The organism is Methylophaga nitratireducenticrescens, from assembly GCF_000260985.4.
GTDB lineage: Bacteria > Pseudomonadota > Gammaproteobacteria > Nitrosococcales > Methylophagaceae > Methylophaga > Methylophaga nitratireducenticrescens.
Map to the genome: position 1 here is coordinate 2151531 of NC_017857.3, position 17593 is coordinate 2169123.

Annotated in this window: 15 protein-coding genes and 1 riboswitch; of the genes, 6 read left to right on the forward strand and 9 right to left on the reverse strand. The window is 44.7% G+C overall.

From position 1 onward, the window contains the following. Positions 1-2: 2 nt before the first annotated feature. The 3 genes from serC to Q7A_RS10220 form a co-directional block, all read right to left on the reverse strand. Positions 3-1082, reverse strand: a complete 1080-nt coding sequence (gene serC, locus Q7A_RS10210; RefSeq protein WP_014707279.1) for a 3-phosphoserine/phosphohydroxythreonine transaminase — start codon at positions 1080-1082, stop codon at positions 3-5. A 5-nt stretch (positions 1083-1087) separates the two neighbouring features. Next, positions 1088-3667, reverse strand: a complete 2580-nt coding sequence (gyrA, locus tag Q7A_RS10215; protein ID WP_014707280.1) for a DNA gyrase subunit A — start codon at positions 3665-3667, stop codon at positions 1088-1090. A 150-nt stretch (positions 3668-3817) separates the two neighbouring features. Continuing rightward, a complete protein-coding gene (locus Q7A_RS10220; protein WP_014707281.1) occupies positions 3818-4459 on the reverse strand; it encodes an ABC-type transport auxiliary lipoprotein family protein in 642 nt (213 codons plus the stop codon). Positions 4460-4568: 109 nt separating this feature from the next. Between Q7A_RS10220 and Q7A_RS10225 the strand changes: the two genes are divergently transcribed. Both Q7A_RS10225 and Q7A_RS10230 read left to right on the forward strand, forming a co-directional pair. Further along, on the forward strand, positions 4569-5084 hold the full coding sequence (locus tag Q7A_RS10225; RefSeq protein ID WP_014707282.1) for an adenine phosphoribosyltransferase: 516 nt from the start codon (positions 4569-4571) through the stop codon (positions 5082-5084). Continuing rightward, positions 5084-5926, forward strand: coding sequence for a MotY family protein (locus tag Q7A_RS10230; protein ID WP_014707283.1), 843 nt, complete (start codon positions 5084-5086; stop codon positions 5924-5926). The genes Q7A_RS10225 and Q7A_RS10230 overlap by 1 nt, the downstream gene beginning before the upstream one ends. Here Q7A_RS10230 and thiE read toward each other — a convergent pair. From thiE to Q7A_RS10260, 6 genes are all read right to left on the reverse strand, one after another. Further along, positions 5915-7384, reverse strand: coding sequence for a thiamine phosphate synthase (gene thiE, locus Q7A_RS10235; protein WP_014707284.1), 1470 nt, complete (start codon positions 7382-7384; stop codon positions 5915-5917). The two genes, Q7A_RS10230 and thiE, sit on opposite strands and share 12 nt — an antisense overlap. Further along, the gene (locus tag Q7A_RS10240; protein ID WP_014707285.1) at positions 7377-8174 is read right to left on the reverse strand and encodes a thiazole synthase; all 798 of its coding nucleotides are present in this window, start codon (positions 8172-8174) and stop codon (positions 7377-7379) included. Before Q7A_RS10240 ends, thiE begins: the two co-directional genes overlap by 8 nt. A 1-nt stretch (position 8175) precedes the next feature. Further along, positions 8176-8391 (reverse strand): sulfur carrier protein ThiS, encoded by a 216-nt coding sequence (gene thiS / locus Q7A_RS10245; protein ID WP_014707286.1) that lies wholly within the window; start codon positions 8389-8391, stop codon positions 8176-8178. Then, a complete protein-coding gene (locus tag Q7A_RS10250; RefSeq protein ID WP_014707287.1) occupies positions 8381-9460 on the reverse strand; it encodes an FAD-dependent oxidoreductase in 1080 nt (359 codons plus the stop codon). Before Q7A_RS10250 ends, thiS begins: the two co-directional genes overlap by 11 nt. 12 nt (positions 9461-9472) lie before the next feature. Beyond that, positions 9473-11284 carry a phosphomethylpyrimidine synthase ThiC gene (gene thiC, locus Q7A_RS10255; RefSeq protein ID WP_014707288.1) on the reverse strand — a complete coding sequence of 604 codons (1812 nt, stop codon included), beginning with the start codon at positions 11282-11284 and terminating at the stop codon, positions 9473-9475. Between the two features lie 106 nt (positions 11285-11390). Continuing rightward, a riboswitch (TPP riboswitch) is annotated at positions 11391-11495 on the reverse strand. A gap of 49 nt (positions 11496-11544) precedes the next feature. Continuing rightward, a complete protein-coding gene (locus tag Q7A_RS10260) occupies positions 11545-11757 on the reverse strand; it encodes a hypothetical protein (protein ID WP_041354542.1) in 213 nt (70 codons plus the stop codon). 125 nt (positions 11758-11882) lie between these two features. On the opposite strand from Q7A_RS10260, the gene Q7A_RS10265 reads away from it, so the two are divergent. The 4 genes from Q7A_RS10265 to Q7A_RS10285 all read left to right on the forward strand — a co-directional run bounded on the left by Q7A_RS10265 (position 11883) and on the right by Q7A_RS10285 (position 17591). Further along, positions 11883-12431 (forward strand): Smr/MutS family protein, encoded by a 549-nt coding sequence (locus tag Q7A_RS10265; protein WP_014707289.1) that lies wholly within the window; start codon positions 11883-11885, stop codon positions 12429-12431. Between the two features lie 202 nt (positions 12432-12633). Beyond that, the gene (locus Q7A_RS10270; protein WP_014707290.1) at positions 12634-13410 is read left to right on the forward strand and encodes a nucleotidyltransferase domain-containing protein; all 777 of its coding nucleotides are present in this window, start codon (positions 12634-12636) and stop codon (positions 13408-13410) included. 67 nt (positions 13411-13477) lie between these two features. Continuing rightward, the gene (locus Q7A_RS10275) at positions 13478-14098 is read left to right on the forward strand and encodes a class I SAM-dependent methyltransferase (RefSeq protein ID WP_041354544.1); all 621 of its coding nucleotides are present in this window, start codon (positions 13478-13480) and stop codon (positions 14096-14098) included. A gap of 559 nt (positions 14099-14657) precedes the next feature. Beyond that, positions 14658-17591: an EAL domain-containing protein gene (locus Q7A_RS10285; protein ID WP_014707291.1), complete on the forward strand. Its 2934-nt coding sequence runs from the start codon at positions 14658-14660 to the stop codon at positions 17589-17591. Positions 17592-17593 lie beyond the last annotated feature (2 nt).

The window sequence follows — 17593 nt, forward strand, 5'->3', positions numbered from 1 at the left end:
GTTTAACCAAACCTGCGCTCAAATTCAGACATAAACCCGATTAGTTTATCAACCCCGGCTTCAGGCATGGCATTGTAAATACTGGCACGCATTCCGCCCAAATCACGATGCCCCTTAAGTGTGAGTAAGCCTTCTTTGGCTGCATCCGCCAGAAACTGTTTATCCAGATCGCTGTTTGCCAGTGTAAACGGAATATTCATCCATGACCGATAGCGTATATCAACCGGATTGGCATAAAAATCACTGCCATCAATCGTGGCATAAAGTTTAGCGGCTTTTCGCTGATTGATTTCAGCCATGCCCTGTAAACCACCCTTCTGTTTCAGCCATTGAAACACTAAACCAGCAAGGTACCAGCTGTAAGTAGCGGGGGTGTTATACATTGAGCCATTGTCCGCATGAATTTTGTAGTCAAACATCACAGGTGTTCCCGGCAAGGTTTTACCAATCAAATCTTTACGCACAATAACAATACACAGTCCTGCCGGCCCAATATTTTTTTGAGCACCAGCGTAAATCAACCCAAAACGATTCACATCAACCGGACGCGACAGAATGGTTGACGACATATCCGCAATTAATGGGGTATCCCCTACTTCAGGAATGTTAGCAAACTCGATTCCGTGAATCGTTTCATTTGGCGTGTAATGCACATAGGCCGCATTATCAGATAACTGCCATTCAACCTTATCCGGTATGGTCCGATAATGTGATGGTTTGGCATCAGCCACCACATTTACTTTGGTGTAACGACCGGCTTCTGTAATGGCTTTTTCCGACCAAGCGCCGGTATTAAAGTAATCCGCATGTGTTTTGCCATTCAGCAGGTTCATCGGAATCATCGAAAACTGGCTGGAGGCACCACCCTGTAAGAACAGCACGGCATAATCATCCGAAATACCCATTAATTCACGTAAGTCGGCTTCAGCCTGTTCAGCAATCGAGGTATATTCCGGACCTCGGTGACTCATTTCCATCACCGACATACCGGTACCATGCCAGTCCAGCATTTCCTGTTGAGCAGTCAGCATTACATCGTCCGGCAACATCGCTGGGCCGGCACTAAAGTTATAGGCTCTCAAAGTGCTTATTCTTCCGTTAAATCATCAGTGTGTGGCAGATCTTCAATATCTTGATCTTCGTCTTCAATAACGCGTTCCAGACCCACCAGTTTTTCTTCATTACTGAGATTAATCAGACGTACGCCCTGAGTATTACGTCCTACCAGAGAAACATGTTTAACAGGTGTACGAACCAGCGTACCGCCATTGGTAATCAACATGATCTGATCTTCGTCACAGACTTGTACGGCACCGACCACCTGACCATTACGGGCAGAAGTCTGGATTGAAATAATGCCCTGACCACCACGACCTTGTACACGGTATTCTTCCAGGTTGGTGCGTTTACCGTAACCGAACTCAGTTGCGGTCAGAATGGCACCTTCCTGCTGCGCAATAATCAACGAAATAATCTGCTCACCATCCGCCAGCCGCATACCACGAACACCACGGGATACACGGCCCATTGAGCGAACATCGGTTTCAGGGAAACGAATAACTTTACCGTTGCTGCTAAACAGCATGACATCAGACTCACCATCCGTTAATGCCACACCAACCAGTTTGTCATCATCTTTCAGATCGACCGCAATAATACCGTTGGCGCGTGGACGAGAATAATCGACTAATGGGGTTTTCTTGACCGTGCCGCTGGCAGTCGCCATAAAGATAAATTTATCGGCTTCAAATTCACGGATTGGCAATACCGCATTGATGCGTTCATTTTCTTCCAGTGGCAGCAAGTTCACAATCGGTTTACCACGGGCGGTACGACCACCTTGTGGTAATTCATAAACTTTTTTCCAGTAAACCTTACCGGTACTGGAGAAACACAATAAAGTGTCATGCGTATTGGCAATAAACAGATGTTCAATGAAATCTTCATCTTTCATTGAAGTGGCTGCTTTACCCTTACCGCCACGGCGTTGGGCCTGATAGGTATCCAATTGCTGTGTTTTGGCATAACCGGCATGCGATAAGGTGACCACCATTTCTTCTTCGGTGATCAGATCTTCCAATGTCAGATCCAGATGTGTATCCAGAATTTCGGTACGACGGTTATCACCATACTCATCATTAATCGCTACTAATTCCTGACGGATAACAGCCATCAGATTGTCTGGATCACTCAAAATAGCCAGCAAGTCACGGATTTGATCAAGGACCTCACGGTATTCCTGCAGGATTTTGTCTTGTTCCAGACCAGTCAGTCTATGCAGACGCATATCCAGGATAGCCTGAGCCTGAACCGGCGATAAATAATATTGACCTTCCACCAGGCCAAATTCAGCGGCCAAATCTTCCGGACGTGAAGCCTGGGCACCAGCAGCGCCAAGCATTTCCAGAATCATTTCGCTGCGCCAGCCTTGCGATAATAAAGCTTCTCTGGCTTCAGAAGGGCTTGGCGAAGCTTTAATCAGCTCAATAACTTCATCAATGTTCGCCAGTGCAGTGGCCAGGCCTTCCAAAATATGGGCACGGTCACGGGCTTTACGCAGTTCATAAATCGAACGACGGGTCACTACCTCACGGCGATGACGAATAAAGGCTTCAAGTATCGGTTTCAGGCCCAACGTGCGTGGCTGACCATCTACGATCGCCACCATATTGATACCAAACACCGTTTGTAACTGGGTTTGCTGATACAGGTTATTCAGAATAACTTCTGGCACATCACCACGTTTGATGACCACTACCATGCGCATGCCATCTTTATCAGATTCATCACGCAGTGCAGAAATACCTTCGATTTTTTTCTCTTTGACCAGTTCGGCGATTTTTTCCAGTAAACGGGCTTTGTTCACCTGATATGGAAGCTCGTGGACGATAATACTTTGCTGACCAGTGGCTTCATTGGTTTCGATTTCGGCGCGAGCACGCATATAAACACGGCCACGGCCGGTTTCATAGGCTTCGGCAATGCCGTTGGCACCATTGATAATACCGGCTGTCGGAAAGTCCGGGCCCGGAACAAATTCCATCAACTCACGAGTAGTAACACTCGGATCATCAATAATCGCAATACAGGCATTCAGGATTTCAGTCAGATTATGTGGCGGAATATTGGTCGCCATACCCACAGCAATACCCGAAGAACCATTGACCAATAACGCTGGGAATTTAGTGGGTAAAACAGCTGGCTCGGATTCGGATTCATCATAGTTAGGGATGAAATCAACCGTTTCCTTGTCCAGATCGGCCAGCATTTCGTGGGCGATTTTCGCCATACGCACTTCGGTATAACGCATCGCGGCAGGTGGATCACCATCGACTGAACCAAAGTTACCCTGACCATCAACCAGCATATAACGCATCGAGAACGGCTGAGCCATACGAACCATCGTGTCGTAAACAGCAGTATCACCATGCGGATGATATTTACCGATAACGTCACCGACGATACGAGCAGATTTTTTGTATGGGCTGTTCCAGCTGTTTCCTAATTCACGCATGGCATATAAAACACGACGGTGAACAGGTTTCAGGCCGTCCCGGACATCCGGTAAGGCGCGTCCTACGATAACGCTCATGGCGTAATCGAGGTAGGACTGTTTCATTTCATCTTCGATACTGATCGAGTCCAGTTCCAGAGCAATCTCAGACATTTAATATTCTTCCAAAATGAACAAAAGCAAGCCTAGCTTGTTGAAGTTTCAGACAAAAATTTCAGCTGCCAAAACCCGAACAGATGCTAACCATCACAAAGGAGTAATCCTACCACTCTGAGCGATTTCCTGCACGTTTATAAGATACTGCTAGGGTGTACCAGCTTTATCAAAATAATCGCTCAAATCCTGCTCCAACGTCGCGAGAATTTCTTCCAACGCATTTTGCCAGCCAGTTACAACGGTTTGCGGGGTTGTTTCATCAATCGATGCATCAACACGAAAACCGGTTTGAAACAGCATCTTGCTGCGATCAGCATCGCCAGGGCTCATGAAAAACTGCATTTCTAAAACAGCCTGCGGCGGATACTCAGCGCGCTCATCACCATAAAGTTTGGTGACTGCCGCTTCCAGTACCAAATCCGCTGGTTGAGAATCATCGGTAATGACATCGCTGAATAAACCACTCTTGGATAACCAGCGTTGTAATTGGGAAGTAAACATCACTTGCGGATCGGTGAGTAACAAATGCCCCGCCTGTGGTTGATATTCATTGTCGCCAATACGAAACACAATATTCTCGGTACGATAATGGGGTGCTATACGAATGGGTTTAATACGCAAAACCCTGTTCTGGGCAAACTGCGCAGCAACATTACCTCGATCGACATCAACAATATAAAACCGCGGTTGCATATCGTCAGCTTCTTTATCTCCACCACCAAAGCCAAAACAACCGGTCAATAAACTGAACAGAACGAAAACCAGCACTCTCTGCCATCTGTGAATCACGAAATGTTGTACTCCTGAAGATTTCTGGGAAATTGCATTACAGATCTTGTAATTGGTGTCGTTATAATACTGGTGGTGACCATCCCTTCTCAAATAATTTAGGCGTCAGATGGACGAGATAAAAAACAAGATCCGCGATATCGCAGATTTTCCCGAACCCGGTATTTTATTCAAAGACATCACACCATTAATGCAATCCCCTGTCTTACTGCGTCAGGCCGTTGAATTGCTGATTGCACCCTATCAAAATTCCAATGTAACTGCCGTCGCTGGTATGGAAGCACGGGGCTTTATTTTTGGCTCACTCGCCGCCTCAATGCTAGAGGTCGGATTCATTCCGCTGCGCAAACCCGGCAAACTTCCTCACACGACCCATAAGGTCGAATACCAATTGGAATATGGTGAAACCAGCCTTGAAATTCATGCCGATGCGCTGGCTGAAAATGACAATATTTTAATTGTTGATGATGTACTGGCCACCGGTGGCACGGCCAAGGCCAGTTGTGAATTAATCCAATTACTGGGTGGTAATGTGGTTGGCTGTGCATTCCTGATGGAAATTACAGGACTGAATGGCCGTTCTTTACTGACTGACGTTAACGTACACAGCGTAATCCAATACTGATGAAGTTTTTACTGTTTTTATTATTTGCCTCTCCCGTTGTCGCTGACACGGTCTATCAATCTGCTGTGCACGAAGCAACATGGCAAACTGAAGCATCCCCGCTTTCCTGCGCGATAAGTCATGATATCACTGACTTTGGTAAAACCGTTTTTCACCGCGAAAATGGTGAGCCGCTTCAACTTTCAATATCCACTGCAGATCACCGTGCTTCCCAGAACACTGCTGAATTGATGATCATTAATACGCCCTGGCAATTCGACCAGGTCAGCCAAAAGTTAATGACTCTGCCAGTAACTTATGGACAACGCGAGTTTATCGTAGAAGGCAATGCAGCGAGAAAAGCCCTGGCAGCCTTGCAGCAAGGTCAGTTTGTTCAACTAAAGTATGCCTCGCAAAGCAGTGTTCAACCGGTCAGTGTAATTCTGACTAATGTGCAATTCCTGCCCGCCATGCGTGAGTTTCAGGAATGTTCAGACAAAATGCATCCTGATAGCTTTAATGATTTACAGCAATTCAGTGTCTATTTTGAATCGGAAAAAGCTATCCTCGACAATAGTGCCTCCCAACGGATGAAACGGTTGGCTGAGTACCTTAAAGTGGATGAAAGTATCTCGCGAATCATTATCGAATCACACACCGACAGCTTTGGTCGCCGAGAACTGAATACCGAGCTGTCAGATAAACGGGCGCAAGTGGTGAAAAACTTTCTGATAGAACAGGCTGAAATCGACGAAGCCATTATCGAAACGCATTCTTATCGTGATAACAAACCTATTGCAAGCAACAAAACACCAGAGGGTCGCGCCCAAAATCGCCGCACGGAATTACGTTTAATTCGCTGAATCACGCCATAAAGTCAGTAAATCATGGGTGACTTGTTGATAATCAGCGGCTTTGGTAATCGCCGAGATCATTGCCACTGAACCCACACCGGTTTTATGTAACGCTGTGGCACGCGGCAGATCAATGCCACCAATCGCCACTAATGGCGTATGCCCATGTAATAAACGTATCCATTCTGCTAAGCGATCAAAGCCTTGTGGCTGCCACGGCATCTGTTTGCTGTCTGTTTCGAAAATGGGACCTAAAGCAATATAACTGGGGTTCACCGCTAACGCTCTGGCCAGTTCCCAATATGAATGGGTTGAAATCCCCAGCCGCAACCCGGCCTGTTCAATTTCCAGCAAATCAGCATCATGCAAATCTTCCTGCCCCAGATGCACACCGTAAGCGCCATTATCGATCGCCATACGCCAGTGATCATTCACAAAAAACTGAATATCACTATATTGATTCGAGATATCCACTGCGCTGGCAATTTCTGCATTGAGAAAAGCGTTATCTGATTGTTTTAAACGTAATTGGAGGGTTTTGATGCCAATGGTTAATAAACGATTAACCCAATCCGCACTATCGACCACCGGATAGATTCCCAATCGATGCGGACAATCCGGAAAACTGAAGCTTTTACCAATCAGATCCGGGGTGTAACTCAGCCTGGGGATGTCGCGAAGCTCAAAGGGTTGCCGTTGGTGGGAAAACAACTGATAAGGGCCCAGTGACTGTGATTCTCGAATCCCGCGATTAATATAACTACGCGATAAAATCACCGCATCACGGATATCTTCGCCCTGGGCCAGATAACACGCCAGACTCGATGCCAGCACACAACCGGTACCGCGAACATTTTTATTCAGTCGTGGCTGATAACAATAAAATTGACTAAACGCATTGGCAAAATAATCTGATACAAAGCTTTGATCACCATGGCCACCTTTGACCAGGCAGGCAGATAAACCATCCTCAATCAACTGACGAACCTGCTTCTCCACTGACCAAGCTGAATTCGCTGAGATATACTGCATCTCTGGCAGGTTTGGCGTCAGCAAAGTGATCTTCGGTAACACTGAATTGCGAACAAAATCCATTACTTCAGGTGCAGCCTGTTCTCCACCACTTGTTGCAGCCATCACTGGATCCATCACCACCGGCACATCATGAATTGTCAGAATCCGTTCAATCGCCTCGGCGATCTCAAGATTTGGAATCAAACCGATTTTGATTGCTGCAATTTCAAAGTCAGCAATACAGCTTTCGTATTGCTTGAGAAATTTCTCAGCAGATAATGGATTTAGCGCCCGCATACCAGTTTGGGTCTGTTCGGTCACACAGGTCATCAATGGCACCGGATGAAAACCATGATGGCTGACAGTTTGAATATCCGCCGTCAGCCCAGCACAGCCTTGTGGATCCAGTCCACCAATTAATAAGATTGCAGTTTGCGGTATTTGCTCAGCCATGTTGCTGCCAGATAGGTTGATCCAGAATCGGTGTACTGGGCTTGGCAGAATCACGCTTTGGCATAATGCCCGCTTCATACGCCAGACGTCCGGCATTGATGGATTGTTTAAAGGCTTCGGCCATTAACACCGGTTCCAGCGCTTCGGCCACGGCGGTATTTAACAGAATGCCGTCATAACCGAGTTCCATCGCCTGCACAGCATCAGAAGGTTTGCCGATGCCAGCATCAACCAGTAAGGTGATTTCTGGCAGGCGTTCTCTTAATGTTCTCAAGGCATAGGGATTGAGCAATCCTTGACCTGTGCCAATCGGCGCGCCCCAGGGCATTAATACTTCACAGCCAGCATCAGCCAGTTTCTGACAGAGCACCAAATCATCGGTGCAATAGGGAAATACCTTAAAACCATCGGCAATCAGAATTTTAGTGGCTTCCAGCAAGGCAAACGGATCAGGTTGCAGATTAAAACTGTCGCCCAGCACTTCCAGTTTAATCCAGTCTGTTTGAAACAGCTCTCTAGCCATATGAGCAGTTTGAACAGCCTCTTTAACGCTATAACAGCCCGCCGTATTAGGCAGTAAATGCCGGTTCAACGCTTCTATCAGATGCCAGAACTGTTCACCATTTTTTGACTGCGAGAGCGTTTGTCGACGCAACGATACTGTAATAACGTCAGCATTCGAGGCACGAATCGCATCTATCATAACGTGTGGTGACGGATACAAAGCCGTACCAATCAATAATCGGCTTGAAAGTTCCTGGCCATATACTTGCCAACTTGATGCTTGCATTTTAACCTCCACTAATGGGTGAAATAATATTAACTTGGTCACCCGGATTAATTTTCCGCTCAGCCCAATAAGACTTGGGCACAATTTCATCATTGAGCAGCACAACAAAACGACTGTTGGCCATTTTTTGTTGTTGCAGAAAAGCGGCGATCGTTTGATTGTTGTCAATCGCAACAGATTCGCCGTTAAACTGAATCTGTAGCTGTTCAGACGCCATACAATGCCCCGAAATGAACTTGCTGTTTATTGCCAGCCAACAAAGTAAGCAGATCATCAACCAAGGCGGGCCCGAACAAATAACCATGGCGGTATAAGCCGTTGATGTGATAACCCCATTCGGTCTGCTTGATAGTCGGCAGATTATTGGGTAATCCGGGACGACAATGAACAGACATTTCCAGAATTCGTGCTTCGGCGAAGCCTTTATGCAAGCTATATAACGCTGACATCAATTCCAGACCACTACGCAAGCTGACAGGGGACATATCATCGCTTTCAATCATTGTCGCCCCGAGAATATATTCATGATCAGCTCGGGGAGCGATATAAAAGGGATAACGGGGATGCATTAACCGAACGGTATGTTTGAGATTAACCTCTGGTGCATGCACTCGTATCACTTCACCACGTACACTTCGCAGTTGTTTCAAATCAGCTCGTGCACCATTACCACGGCAGTCAATCACGGCATCAAAATGATCTGCCGGTTTACCAAAATAGCGTTGGCATAAACTGTCGATATTTTTCTTAGTAAGCTGTTCAATCGCTTCACATTGATACCACTCACAGTTTTTTTCCAATAAAGCGGTGATGTGACGATAAAACTGTCTGTTATTCAGACCGGCTTCCTGCTCGAACAAGATTGCCTGGTCAAATGTGTCTGCAAGCTCAGGCTCACGTTGTGATATGCCATCATGATCCAAAGCAATATATTCAGAAGCACCGAGAACATGATCCGCTCTTCGCCGGAAGCGTGACATTTCAGCCTGATCTCCCGCATAGGCGACCACTAAAGTACCCGTTTCTTGATAAAACACCGGCTCTGGTAAATCCTTTAACCAGCGCGGCCATAACTCATATGATCGCTGTCCAATTGTTTTAACCAACGCTTCAGAACCAACCGCTTCACTCGAAGGTGAAACCATACCTGCAGCGACATAACCGGCACTATCACGACCTTCACGATCATCCTTGGATAAAATTGCTACTTCATGGCCGGCTTGAAGTAAACGCCAGGCAGTCAGCCGTCCAACCAGACCACTTCCAATTACCAGATAATGACTCATCTCTTATTTTCCTCAAATTTGGTGATAAATTTTGCTGCCGCCGGCCTTAAACTCTTCTGACTTCTCGGCAAAGGCTTCTTTCACATCATGTGAAATCTTCATTGAGCAGAATTTCGGCCCACACATGGAACAGAAATGTGCCACTTTGGCTTTGGGTTGCGGCAGGGTTTCATCATGGAAAGCTCGTGCAGTATCCGGATCTAACCCGAGGTTAAATTGATCTTCCCAACGGAATTCAAAACGTGCTTTGGAAATCGCATCATCACGTTCATGTGCTCCAGGATGACCTTTCGCCAAATCGGCGGCATGGGCTGCAATTTTGTAAGTAATGATGCCAACTTTAACGTCATCTTTATTCGGCAAACCCAGATGTTCTTTAGGCGTCACGTAACACAGCATCGCCGTACCAAACCAGCCAATCATCGCCGCACCAATGCCCGAGGTAATATGGTCATATCCCGGTGCAATATCGGTGACCAATGGTCCTAAGGTATAGAAAGGCGCTTCGTGGCAGACTTCCAATTGCAGATCCATATTTTCCTTGATCTTGTGCATTGGCACATGGCCCGGTCCTTCAATCATTACCTGCACATCATGTTTCCAGGCAATATGGGTTAATTCACCCAGAGTACGCAGCTCGGCAAACTGGGCTTCATCATTGGCATCAGCCTGTGAACCCGGACGCAAACCATCACCCAGCGAGAACGACACATCGTAGGCTTTCATGATTTCGCAGATATCTTCAAAGTGCGTGTACAAAAAGCTTTCTTCGTGATGCGCCAGACACCATGCCGCCATAATCGAACCGCCACGCGAGACAATGCCAGTGGTGCGATTGACCGTCAGTGGAATATGTGCCAGACGAATACCGGCATGAATCGTAAAGTAACTGACGCCCTGCTCGGCCTGTTCAATCAAGGTGTCGCGAAACACTTCCCAGGTCAGATCTTCGGCAATGCCATTTACTTTCTCCAATGCCTGATACAACGGCACAGTACCGATTGGCACTGGTGAGTTACGAATAATCCATTCGCGGGTCTGGTGAATATGTTTACCAGTCGACAAATCCATTACTGTGTCACCACCCCAACGGGTGCTCCAGACCATTTTTTCGACTTCTTCTTCAATCGAAGATGTGGTGGCAGAGTTACCAATATTGGCGTTGATTTTGACCAGAAAGTTACGACCGATAATCATCGGCTCAGCCTCAGGGTGATTGACATTGGCTGGAATAATCGCCCGACCTTCAGCGACTTCTTTACGGACAAATTCCGGCGTGATGTGATTCGGTTTATCGGCTGGCAATTCGCCTTTGGCTTGCAGTGCAGCACGCCCCATGCTTTCACGAATGGCGATATATTCCATTTCGGGCGTGATGATGCCCTGACGTGCATAGTGCATCTGGCTGACGTTTTTGCCCGGCTTGGCTTTGCGTGGCAGACGACGATTGGTGAACAGTGGAATATCAAATTCCAGACCATCCTGATCGCGGGTAAAGTTGGAACTGAAAGCTGGTAACACTTCGGTATCATCGCGTTCTTCAATCCATTGCTGACGGATCGGCGTTAAACCTTTTTCCAGATCGATGGTTTCAGTGGTATCGGTGTAAATACCAGAGGTGTCATACACCATCACTGGCGCATTTGGCTCACCCGGAAGATTGGGATCACGATTCGGTGTATCGGTCAGAGAAATTTGACGAAATGGCACCCGGATATCGTCACGGCTGCCGGTAATATAGATTTTTTCAGAACCCGGTAACGGCTGGGTAGTAATGCCACTACGGTCTTTAATATCAATGACTTTTGGATTGGCTGCTGACATCTGATTTCCCCTTTTTGAATAAAAAAGTCGGGGAAATGAAGACGTTGCGCTTACGCGAACAAGGTGATGGAGATACACGGCGGCTACAGTCAGACAATCAGACGTACCGGCATTCCGGCTTGTTTCCTACGGAGGTTCTAGCCTCTTCAGGTTCAACGGGTTTCATCTCAGCCATTTCTGAAAATTCAGAGTGGCACCCCGACAAGTGGAAATTATCTTAATCCACTAAATTGCCATTAAGCAAATCAGTGATTGAAAAATCAGATCATGGGATAGAGAAAAAAGCCCGCACAGCCTAGAACAACCAGAAGAAATAAGTATTTTGCAAAAGAAACTCTGGACATCATGTCCAGCAAATCCGGCGGTTGGTTTGCTGTACCAATGGGTCTACTGGCGCGTTTTAATCGCGAAGGTTTAGCCTTGGCGTTACTCTGCTGCTTTTCCCAATAGTAGTCCCGATCCTGTAAGCCCATAGCTAATCCCTCATTTGAGCGGTAAATAAAAATCAATATCGTTTGAATCGTATCTCAGATGTTATGATTTTGATGTAAATGATTAGGCTAATTAACGAACCGTTTCTCAAAACACAGATATTGATATGAGCAAAGATAAAAACATTGATGAGGAACTGGAATTATTTCGTACTGAAATGAGCGACGCCGAGCCTATCAAGCACGATAAATTACTGCATATCAAACCACCGCCTCAACCCAAAGTCAGAAAACATATCCCTAGCGATTTGGTAAATGATCAAAGTGAGTTTTCCAGTTTATTCGCCCCCGAAACGGTGGGGAACGAGGAATATCTGGAATACCGAGGCGACGGCATTCAAAACCGTCAATTCGCCAAACTCAAAAGTGGCAGAGTGCATCTCGAAGCCGAACTTGATTTACACGGCCTCACCTTAGCCAAAGCCGAACCCACCCTCTCCCATTTTCTCGAACAATGTCAGGAACAAAAGATCCGCTGCGTACGAATCATCCACGGCAAAGGCTGGGGCTCCCGTGATAACAAACCGGTTTTAAAAAGCAAACTCAATCACTGGCTCAGACAAAGTGATGCCGTACTGGCGTTTTGTAGTACAACGATTGAAGATGGGGGGACTGGGGCTTTGTATGTTTTGTTGAAAAGACAGTTTGAAAGATAAGTTTACAACCCTCCTTTTCAATTCATTAATTTTTGGCCATTGGCCTTTTAATTATCATTAAACTTTTGTTTATACGTTTTTTTATATACTATTCAAACACTTAGACAACTTGATCAAGCCTCGTTCAAATTAAATAGCCGCTTGATAATAATTATTATGTGGCCAACGGCCTTATTACCATACTGTTAACTCAAAAATATTTATGATCGAACAAGTTGTTAAAGAAGCGATCCTTTCCAGAATAGAGAAAGCTGAAAAAAAGCATGGGGTGCGAGTGCTCTATGCTGTTGAATCAGGTAGCCGCGCTTGGGGATTCGAATCGCCCAATAGTGACTACGATGTTCGCTTTATATATGCCCATCCCAAGGACTGGTATGTGGCTATTGATTTGGAAGATAAGAGAGATGTTATTGAATATCCGATTGTCGACGAAATCGACATCAATGGATGGGACATCAGAAAGGCTTTGAGGCTCTTTTCCAAATCTAATCCTGCGTTTGTGGAATGGCTGCAGTCACCTATTGTGTATATCGAGCGTGGCAATTTTGCTCAGCGAGCGCGAGAGCTTCTCTCTAAAGTGTATTCCGTTGAAAAAGGAATACACCACTACCACAGCATGGCGAAGACGAATTACAGGGGCTATCTCCGCGAAGAACGTGTTCCTATAAAGAAGTATTTCTATGTGTTGAGGCCACTGCTTTCAATTATGTGGCTGGAAGAATATCGGGACCCAGCACCAATTGAATTTGAGAAGCTTCGAAAAATGGTCAAAGATAGAACTGAGCTAGATGGCCTGATTTCAAAATTATTGCAAAGAAAAAAGAGAAGTTTGGAAAAGGAGTTGGCGCCGCCGATCACTGAGCTAAACGAATTCATTGAATCTGAGCTACAGCGCTTGGAACCTTTTTCTGAGAGCCCTGAGAAAAAGGGGCAAATCATGAACGACCTAAACTCTTTGTTCCACGAGATATTGAGTTAACAAGGGGCTCAAACCGGCGGCTTAGCCCTGACGTTAGCAACCAAATCCTCAAGCATAAGGAATTTATATGAACGAGAAAAATCATTGGGAAAAGGTTTATACAACAAAAAGAAGCGATGAAGTGAGCTGGTTCCAGCCTCACGCTGCGGCTTCGATTGATATTATAAGAAAACTTGAAAATAACACTGAAGCGCACATTCTTGATGTTGGTGGTGGTGCTTCAACACTCGTGGACGATTTACTTTCACTAGGTTACTCAAACATAAAAGTACTTGATATATCATCTGCTGCTTTAGAAGTTGCGAAAACAAGGCTCGGAGAACGGGCGAATGCCGTTGAATGGATTGTGGAGGATGTAACAAAATTCAGTGTTCCAAAGCATTCCATAGATGTTTGGCACGATAGAGCTGTATTTCATTTTCTTAACGATCAGAAGCAAAGAGAAAAGTACGTAAAAGCTGTCCTAAATGCGGTTAAGCCTGGTGGTCATGTCATTGTTTCTACTTTCTCTTTAGATGGGCCAGAAAAATGTAGCGGGCTGCTAGTGCAAAGATACGACGCTGAATCGTTACATGATCAATTTGGTGAGCCGTTCGTACTACTGGGTCATGAGTACGAAAGGCATAAAACGCCTTTTGGCACCAACCAAAATTTTATTTATTGTTATTGTCGAGTTGCAAATGCCTAACAAACACCTCACGCGCGACCTGCGTTACACAACAAGGTATTGGAAATTTAGGTGATAGAAAAATGTATCAAGTGGTCATAAAACTTGAATTTGGTTTAAAAAAGTCCGTTCCCACGCAGGAGCGTGGGAACGAGAAATACTGCAACGGGAATGTGAATATAAATCCATTACTCGACAGAGAAAAAGTGTTTGGGAAACGGTCTGGTACAGCGACTTTTGTAAATTTTTTGAGATTTCTAATGGTGGTTGTGTTGCCGAGGATGTTGTCTTCATTGCTGAATAACTCGCAATATGAATTTGGATAAAAGCTGTTACGACATTGCTACTTCAATCAAAGGAAATAACGCGTTACGCTTGCTGCAGTTGTGACATTACTTTATTGGTATCAAGAAAAAATCATGTAAATTCTGACGAGACAATACCTTTTTCTTTAAAAATATGACATTTTATAGTTTGATGTAAAGATAACGAAAACCATCATCCATTCGCCATAAATGTGTAACAATAAACGTGCTGTTAGGTATGTAATACTGCTCTTATATAGATGGACATTTAGCTCATGCAAGCAATGGAAGTCATCTTCAAACATCTAGCACTAGATGAAACAAGTTTTCACCATCGTAAGGATCTGATCCGCCTGCATAGTGAAGATATTGGGCTACTTCGCGCCCTGCATGGTCCATTGCAATCCTATGAAACTGAGTTGATCGATGCCTTTTATGATCATTTGAAGACATTTGATTTTGCACAAGATTTTCTGGCGGATCCTCAAATCGTCGCTAAGTTAAAAACCACTCAAAAAGCTTACTTTCGAAGGCTGACTGCCGGAATATACGACCTGGATTACGCAAAGGATCGCATCCGTGTCGGTATAGCCCATGAACGTGTGGGTCTCACCACGCAGTGGTATATTGGCTCGTATGCTATTTATCTTGAATTGACGAGTCACTATGTTGCCAAAATTCTCTCTCATACACCGGCATTAATCGAACCCTCAATCCACGCACTTTACAAGGTTGCCTTATTGGATATTACGCTGGCCTTTGATGCGTATATGTATGCCAGTCATGAGTCAATCCAGGTTGCAAGGCAAGAGGTATCTGATAAATATGATGAACAATTAAGATTACAACAAACAATTGATCGCATTCAAAAAGCTTTTATCCTTGATGCCTCGTATGACAGCGCATTGGAACTGCTATTAAACGAGCTTATTGATTTTACAGATAGCGCTTTCGGCTTGATTGGAGATGTTCGTTATGATGCAAACCAAGCCCCTTACCTGAAAGTGCGAGTATTGACTGATATCCAATCCAATGGCAAAAACCAAGCTTTGTACAAAGTCAATCAAACAAATCCACTTGATTTCCATAATCCGCATAATCCGCATAATCTGCTTGATAGCGTGATGGCCTCTGGAAAACCAGTAATTAACAATTCACCAAATACGAATAGCCATTCAGATGAAGCACAACCATGCCAGCCAAAATTCACTTCGTGTCTTGGGCTTCCCTTTTCACATAATGGCAATGTCGTCGGTATGATAGAGCTCTCGAAAACTAATGGCGCTTATAACGAGAATACCATCAAACGTCTTAGTCCTATCCTTGCAACCCTTGAGAGCCTTTATGAGGCAAGGAAAATGCGTGATCGTTTAAGCGAAACGCTAATTGAAAATGATCGACTGCGTCGACAAAATGAGTCACAGATTGCGGTTTTATTACAAAGATCGGCCGATGCAATGGGTATTATCGGTAAAGAAATGATCATTACCGAATGTAATGATGCGGCAGCCAAACTTTATGGTTTTGCAACTCGGCAGGAGTTGATTGGTCTATCGCCTCTCGACATTTCGCCGGTTTCTCAGCCTGCTGGTTATAGTAGTGATCTTGCAAAGCAATACATAAGTAAAGCTTTGACCGAAGGTTATCAACGGTTTGAATGGCTTCACCACACCGCACAAAGTGAGAATACGCCAATCGAAGTAACGTTGACGCCAGTTATATTTCATGATGAAACCTGCATTCAGGTAGTCTGGCGGGACTTGACGGATATTAAAGCTAAAGAGCACCGAATCAAGCAATTGGCGTATTTTGATGAACTAACCGGACTGGCAAATAAAAATCTATTTGCTGATCGAGTTAAACACCTTCTGCAACTTTCCAAGCGCTACAACTATACCATTGCTGTTGTTTACCTTGACCTTGTTAATCATGAAGATATTCAAGAAACGCTCGGCTATATTGCTGGTGATACGTTGCTGCATGCTGTCGGCCAACGAATAACCAGTATTATAAGAAGTACAGATTCACTGGCTCACTATGTTTTTAATGATGATTCAAAAAATTTCGATATCGATCATACGATAATTGATCGCGAGTTTGACTCACTTGCCAGAATCAATGGTGATGTATTTGCTCTGGCAGCAGTAGTAAGCTCCGTTGATGCAGTCGAAATAATGGTAACGCGACTGCAGAATACGTTAAAAGCACCTTTTTCTATTTCCGATTCAAAGGTGATGGTGAATACCAGAACTGGTATTGCCTTATATCCACAAGATGCCGACAACTTTGACGCACTGACGAGAGGAGCCGCTATCGCATTGCATATTGCAAAAGAAAAATTGCTGTCCAGTTATTTTTTCAATGTACGTTTAGGCGAAGAAATACATCGACACTCCCTTATCGCAAAAAGGCTGGAGTACTCATTAAAATTTGATCCCAATAGCTTTTCCATCAGGATTCAACCACAAGTTAACTTACAGACAATGAACCTTTCAGGGGCCGAAATATTGTTACGTTGGGATGACAGCTCATTGGGTAGTATTCCCCCCAATATTTTTATCCCTATCGCCGAGGAGCGTGGCTTAATCAATGAAATTACAAAATTAGTGATTCAGCTTACCAGCCACGCTCTGCTCTCCTGGAAAAAACAAGGTTACGCATTAGTAACCGATCGGGATATTCGAATGGCAATCAATATTTCTGCCAAAAGTTTTAATAACCTGATCTTTGTTGAAGAGTTTATAGCAGATATCAAAGATTCTGGTTTAACCCCGGAAGATTTTGAATTGGAACTGACCGAAACAGGGATAATGCATGATCCTGAGCTCGCGATAGAAATCATTAAACAACTCAAACTGGAAAAATTTGTTCTGGCGATAGATGATTTTGGCATGGGCCATTCATCACTCAGCTACCTTCGAAATATTGAGGCTGACATTCTAAAAATCGACATGTTTTACATTAAAAATATGTTGACTGATAAAAAAAATATGGCCATTGTCAAAACGATCATTTCAACGGCCCAGATTTTTGACATGAAAACACTGGCCGAAGGAATAGAGGATCAAGAAACGCTTACGGAATTAAAGCGGTTAGGCTGTGATTATGCCCAAGGTTATTTTGTCTCTCATCCTCTCACTATTAATGACTTTGAAGAAGAATGGATAAAACAAAAACAGGGAACTTCGAGTGGCCTAACGATTCACTGATA